Raw genomic sequence first — 6,364 nt, forward strand, 5'->3', positions numbered from 1 at the left:
TGCGGGGGCCAAGCACGAGACAGGCAACGAGACCCGCCACACCGGCATTGATGTGAACGACCGTGCCGCCAGCGAAGTCGAGAACGCCGTCTTCGCCAAGGAAGCCGCCGCCCCAGACCCAGTGGCAGATCGGTGCGTAGATCAGCACCGACCAGAGGACCATGAAGACGAGCATGCTCGAAAACTTCATGCGGTCGGCAAAGGCGCCGGTGATGAGGGCGGGCGTGATGATGGCGAAGGTCATCTGGAAGGTCATGAAGACGCTTTCAGGGATGGTGCCCGTCATCGCATCGACGCTGAGGCCCGAGAGGAAGAGGTTGCTGAGGCCGCCCACATAATCATTGAGCGCGCCGCCATCGGAGAAGGCGAGCGAGTAGCCCACGATCATCCAGACAACCGACATGACGGCGGCAAGGGCGAAGTTCTGAGCGGTGAGGGCAATCACGTTCTTCTTGCGGACCATGCCGCCATAGAAGAGCGCAAGGCCCGGAATGGTCATGAGAAGCACGAGGGCGGTGGCCGTGATCATCCAGGCGGTGTCGCCGGAATTGAGCACCGGCGCTTCTTCCTGCGCAAGCGCGCTTCCGGCGCTCGCCAGAAGCGCGAAGGGAATGGCAGCGGCGCCCATGATGCGCCCGCGGAGCCAGGTCCCGGTTTCGAGGTTGGACATTCTGCTTGTCTCCGTTTGAGGCCGGCTTGAGAGGCCGGTTTGCTCACGAGCCCTGCCCGTCTCCCGGCGTGCATGGGTTCTCTCGCTTGCGCAACGCTTTTCAAGAGCCGTGCCGGACGGGGAGAGAGAGGTAACACACTGATTCGCCTTGTGTTTTTTCACTGCCGTCGGCGGGCGCGCCTTTTGGCGGGCCACTTTCTGCTCAAAAAACGGGCAAAAGAACTCTCTTGCACAAAAGACAGGCATGTATTCGGCGTCCTTGCCCCGTTATCCATGGTTTGCGGCTGCGGGGCCTTCGGGTAGAGTTTTCGCAAAAGGCGGAGCGCGACTCCGCAAGAAGAAATGCGCGGGGACAGGCCGGGGAGCCGGTTCAGGCGCCTCATAAGAGGGATCGGGAGGTCATGGCGGATCAAGCGAAGAAATGGCCCGTAGTGGTTAACGCCGCTGCGGGGCTGGTGCTGGCCGGATTCATCGGCTGGCAGTTCATCGGGGGCAATGAGGCGGCGCCGGAAGTGCCTGCTTCTGTGGCAGAGGCGGAAGGCACGGATGCGGCGTCGGGGCCTGTCGAGGCCGCGCGCGTCGAAGGCGCTGTCGGCGTTGACGGCGAGCGTATCGCCAATGCGGATGCGGAGCCCGGCAACTGGCTTGCCCATGGCCGCACTTATGATGAGCAGCGTTTCTCGCCGCTCGACCAGATTACACCGGAAAATATCGGCGAGCTGTCGCTTGCCTGGTCCACGGACACTGATACGACGCGCGGCCTCGAAGCCACGCCGATCGTTGTCGATGGCATCATGTATCTCTCGCTCAACTGGGGCGTCACCATTGCCGTTGACGGCAAGACGGGTGAAGAGCTGTGGCGCTTCGACCCTGAAGTGCCGGGCGAGTGGGGCCGCTATGGCTGCTGCGACGTGGTCAATCGCGGTGTCGCCGTGTGGAAGGGCCGCGTCTATACGGCGAGCTTTGACGGACGGCTCTTTGCGCTTGATGCGAAGGACGGGTCGGTTGTCTGGGAAGTGAATACGGTTCCGGGCGCACCCTACACCATCACCGGCGCGCCGCGCGTCTTCAACGACAAGGTCGTGATCGGCAATGGCGGTGGTGAATATGGCGTGCGCGGCTATATCACCGCCTATGACACGGAGACGGGCGAACAGGTCTGGCGCTTCTACACCGTGCCGGGCGATCCGAACGAGCCGGTTGAACATCCCGAACTCGAAGCTGCGATCCCGACATGGAAAGGTGGCGAATGGTGGAAGGTCGGTGGCGGCGGCACGGCCTGGGATTCGATGGTTTATGAACCCGTGACCAACACGCTTTATGTCGGCACGGGCAATGGCTCGCCCTGGACGCGCGAAATCCGCTCGCCCGGAGGCGGCGACAATCTCTATCTCTCCTCGATCCTCGCGCTTGATGCCGATACGGGGCGGATGAAGTGGTATTACCAGACCACGCCCGGCGATAACTGGGACTACACGGCAACGCAGCCGCTGATGCTCGCCGATATCGAAATCGACGGCCAGCTCCGCAATGTGATCATGCAGGCACCGAAGAACGGCTTCTTCTATGTGCTTGATCGCAACACGGGCGAGCTGATCTCAGCCACTCCTTTCTCGACTGTCACATGGGCAAGCCATGTCGATCTCGAGACGGGCCGTCCGGTCGAAACGGGTGAGGGCGAGTACCGTGACCGCACGGCTTTCGTTCTGCCGTCTGCCAACGGGGCGCATAACTGGCACCCGATGGCGTTCCATCCCGAAACCGGCCTTGTCTATATTCCGACGCAGGATATTGCGGGCATCTATTCGCTGTCCGAACAGTGGAAGCGTGACGGTGAATATGACGTGAAAAAGAACTGGTGGAACACCGGCATCGACTGGACCACCTATATCGACGCGATCACCGCGCTGCCGGAAATCCCGACAGAGAAGGGCTACCTCAAGGCGTGGGACCCGGTGACGGGTGAAACACGCTGGCAGGCTGAATATCCTGCGCCGCTTAATGGCGGCGTGCTGGCAACTGCGGGCAATCTCGTTTTCCAGGGCACGGCGGATGGTTACTTCCATGCCTATAAGGCGGATACGGGCGAGCGCGTCTGGTCGCAATATGTGCAGACGGGCATTGTTGCTGCGCCAGTCACCTATACGGTGGATGGTGAGCAATATGTTGCCGTGCTCGCCGGCTGGGGCGGCGTCAACATCGTCTCGGGCGATGCGCGTACATCAGCGGCGGCGAAATATGGCAATGATGGTCGCCTCATCGCCTTCAAGCTTGGTGGCGGCAAGGAACTGCCGCAGCTTGCGCTGCGTGACCAGTCGATCCCCGAATGGGAACCGCTGACGGCATCGGAAGAACAGGTGCGGCATGGCGAGATCACTTATGCGACCTATTGCATGCTCTGCCACGGCGCGCTTGCGATCTCGCCCGGTGTGACGCCGGATCTTCGCCGCATGGGCGAAAGCACGCGCGAGCATTTCGACGATATCGTGCGCGGCGGCATTCTCTCCGACAATGGCATGGCGAGCTTTGCCGATCATCTGTCTGCGGAGGACGTCGAGGCGGTGAAAGCCTATATCCAGAAGCGCGCGCTGGAAGACAGGGCGCGGCAGCAGGTCGTGAACTGATCGCACAGAAATGAAAAGAATGAAGCCCGGGCAGCGATGCCCGGGCTTTTTTCATGTGCGGGAGAAGAGCCGCTCTATGGCAAGCGCCAGCGACAGAAGTTTCTCTTCCTTCATGGGGGCGGCCTGAAGCATGAGGCCGATCGGAATACCATTGTCATCGCGCCCGCAAGGAAGCGTGATGGCGCTGAGGCCGAGCTGGTTGCCGATGGTCGCGTTGCGAAGCGCCATGCGGTTTGCCTGCCCGTAGGCGTCGCCCCCATCTTCGAGTGCGGCGATGGGCGGCGGTGCAATGGCGACGGTGGGGACGATCACCGCGTCAACGCCCGCCGTGGCGGCGATGTAGCGTGCGGATATTTCGCGGCGCTTCAGGTCTGCGCGGATGATGTCAGCGGCGGTGAGTTTCGCGCCCGCCATGACGCGCTCGAAGACAGGGCGATAGATCAGCGTCTCATTTGCCGCCAGCATTTCGCCCCATTGGGCGTAGGCCTCGGCGACGAGACGACTTGCCTTCGGATCCCAGGCGAGCGCATGGATCTCATCAAGCTCCGGCAATGGCTTTTCGATGATGCGCGCGCCTGCATGAACGAGGCGGTGGACCGCGCCGTGAAGCGCGGAAATGATTTGCGGTTCGGTGTTCTCCCAGACAATGCCGTTTTCCGGTACCCAGAAGACGGCGCGGGAAAGATCAGCCGCATGAAGCGGCGGCACGGGACGGCCTTCGAGAAGGGCGAGAAGAGCGGCAGCATCTTCCACATCTCTTGCGATCGGACCTGCCGTATCGAAGGTGGGCGAAAGCGGTACGGTGCCGCTCATCGGCAGGCGCCCCGCCGTGGTCTTGAGGCCGACAAGCCCGTTCCAGGCGGCGGGAATGCGCACCGAGCCGCCCGTATCCGAACCGATGGCGGCAGGCGCAAGTTTCGCGGCAACGCTAACACCTGCTCCCGCCGATGAGCCGCCGGGCACGCGCTCGATCTTTTCATCATGCGGGTTTGCGGGCGTGCCGAATTTCGGGTTGATGCCGAGGCCTGAAAAGGCAAGCTCCGTCATGGTCGTCTTGCCAAGCGCGACGGAACCAAGCCTCGTTGCGCGGGCGAGAAGCTCGCAGTCATGCGCGGCGACATTATCCTTGAGTGCGAGCGAGCAGGCAGAACTCGGCTCTCCCGTCACATCGAACAGGTCTTTCCAGGAAAGCGGCACGCCATCCAGCGCATGAAGGCGCAGGCCCCGTTTCGCACGGTCATGGGCGGCGGCAGCTTCCCTTCGCGCGCGGTCTTCAAGAAGACGCACATAGACACGGTGATCGGGGTCAAGGCGGCGGGCACGCGCCAGAAAGGCTTCCGTCACCTCGCGCGGATCGGCCTTGCCTTCCTCGAAGCTGCGGCCAAGGGCCAGAGCGGTCATCTCTTCGAAATTCATCTCACGCCTCCTGTTGGCCGGAGCCTAGGACGTCGCCCGCCTTGCGTCCATTGGCCTGCGTCCATCCGGCGCTTGCCTTTCGGGGCGGCGCGAACGATCTTGTTTTCATGACAGGAAAGCCCGATAGCGATGTTCTGATTGTCGGCGGCGGCCTTGCGGGCCTGCCGCTTGCCCTTGCACTGGCACAAGGCGGCCTCAGCGTCACCGTGGTTGATGTGCTCGATCCCGCCACCGCGACGGATGCGGGGTTTGACGGGCGTGTCTCCGCCATTGCGCTTGCCTCATGCCGGATGTTCGAGCAGCTTGGCGTGACGCGGTATCTCACCGGGCAGATGCAGCCGATCAATGATATTCTGGTGTCAGACGGGCGGGTGCGTGACGGCGCGTCGCCCTTCTTCCTGCATTTCGATCACAAGGAAATCGGCAATGAGCCGCTCGGCCATCTGATCGAGAACCGACATATCCGCATCGCGCTGCAAAAGGCGACAGAAGAACAGCCGCTCATCCGCCTCATCGCGCCGCAAAGCGTGACGCGCGTTGAATATGGCGCGCAGGCGGTGGCAACGCTTGGCAATGGCGAGCGTGTGAGCGCGCGGCTCTGCTTTGCGGCTGACGGGCGCGGCTCCCCCACGCGGCAGGCGGCGGGTATCAAGACCGTCGGCTGGGATTATGGCCAGATGGGCATTGTCTCGACCGTCGAACATGAATTGCCGCACGAAGGTGTAGCGCAGGAATATTTCCTGCCGGGCGGGCCTTTTGCGATTCTGCCCATGGTCGGCAATCGCTCCTCGCTTGTCTGGACGGAAAAGACAGCGGATGCGAAGGCGATCCTTTCGCTCGACAATGATGCTTTTGCAGAAGAGATGCGTGCGCGCTTCGGCGACTATCTCGGCGAGTGCCGCCCGGTTGGACCGCGCTGGTCTTATCCGCTGACGCTGCAACTCGCGCGCGACTATGTGCGCCCTCGCCTCGCGCTGGTGGGCGATGCCGCGCATGGCATTCATCCGATTGCGGGGCAGGGGCTTAATCTCGGACTGCGCGATGTGGCGGCGGCTGCGGAAGTGGTGGTCGATGCCGCGCGGCTTGGTCTTGATATCGGCGCGCTTGATGTGCTGGAGCGCTATCAGAGCTGGCGGCGCTTCGACAGTGTGGCGCTGTCGCTGGTGACGGACGGGCTCAACCGGCTTTTCTCCAATGACATTGCTCCGATCCGCCTTGCGCGCGATCTCGGCCTGGGGGCCGTCGCCCAAATGGGCCCGCTCCGCCGCTTTTTCATGCGCCATGCGGCGGGCATGGTCGGCGACCTGCCGAGGCTGCTGCGCGGCGAGGCGGTGTAAGGCCTATTCCCGGCTCAGGCCCTCCCGCTCCAGCGCGGTGAGGTAGTCGGTCCAGAGCCTGTCGCTGTCGCGGCCCAGCCGGTAGAGCGTTTCCCATGTGTAGAGGCCACTGTCATGGCCGTCATCGAAGATGAGACGGACGGCGTAATTGCCGACGGGCTCGACGGCCACAATGGCGACATTTGCCTTGCCCGGAACGGTTTTCTTCTGTGATGCGCCATGTCCCTGCACCTCGGCGGAAGGGCTTTCCACACGCAGAAGTTCGGCGGCGAGGCGGAAGCTCGCGCCATCATCGAAACTTACTTCGAGAATGCGTT

Annotated in this window: 5 protein-coding genes; 2 read left to right on the top strand and 3 right to left on the bottom strand. The window is 62.7% G+C overall.

The window, feature by feature from the left end:
• The coding region (locus WBF74_RS03840; protein WP_424435429.1) for an ammonium transporter at window positions 1–670 on the bottom strand (670 nt) is incomplete at its 3' end.
• 401 nt (window positions 671–1,071) lie between these two features.
• Between WBF74_RS03840 and WBF74_RS03845 the strand changes: the two genes are divergently transcribed.
• On the top strand, window positions 1,072–3,294 hold the full coding sequence (locus tag WBF74_RS03845) for a PQQ-dependent dehydrogenase, methanol/ethanol family (protein ID WP_424435432.1): 2,223 nt from the start codon (window positions 1,072–1,074) through the stop codon (window positions 3,292–3,294).
• Between the two features lie 51 nt (window positions 3,295–3,345).
• Here WBF74_RS03845 and WBF74_RS03850 read toward each other — a convergent pair whose 3' ends face one another.
• A complete protein-coding gene (locus WBF74_RS03850) occupies window positions 3,346–4,710 on the bottom strand; it encodes an amidase (protein ID WP_424435435.1) in 1,365 nt (454 codons plus the stop codon).
• Window positions 4,711–4,817: 107 nt separating this feature from the next.
• Between WBF74_RS03850 and WBF74_RS03855 the strand changes: the two genes are divergently transcribed.
• Entirely contained in the window at window positions 4,818–6,047 is a 1,230-nt protein-coding gene (locus tag WBF74_RS03855) for an FAD-dependent monooxygenase (protein ID WP_424435438.1), read from the top strand.
• Window positions 6,048–6,050: 3 nt separating this feature from the next.
• Here the strand turns inward: WBF74_RS03855 and WBF74_RS03860 are convergent.
• A partial coding sequence (locus tag WBF74_RS03860) for a gamma-butyrobetaine hydroxylase-like domain-containing protein (RefSeq protein WP_424435441.1) occupies window positions 6,051–6,364 on the bottom strand: 314 nt, incomplete at its 5' end.

The sequence above is a fragment of the Parvibaculum sp. genome (assembly GCF_049672805.1).
Taxonomy (GTDB): domain Bacteria; phylum Pseudomonadota; class Alphaproteobacteria; order Parvibaculales; family Parvibaculaceae; genus Parvibaculum.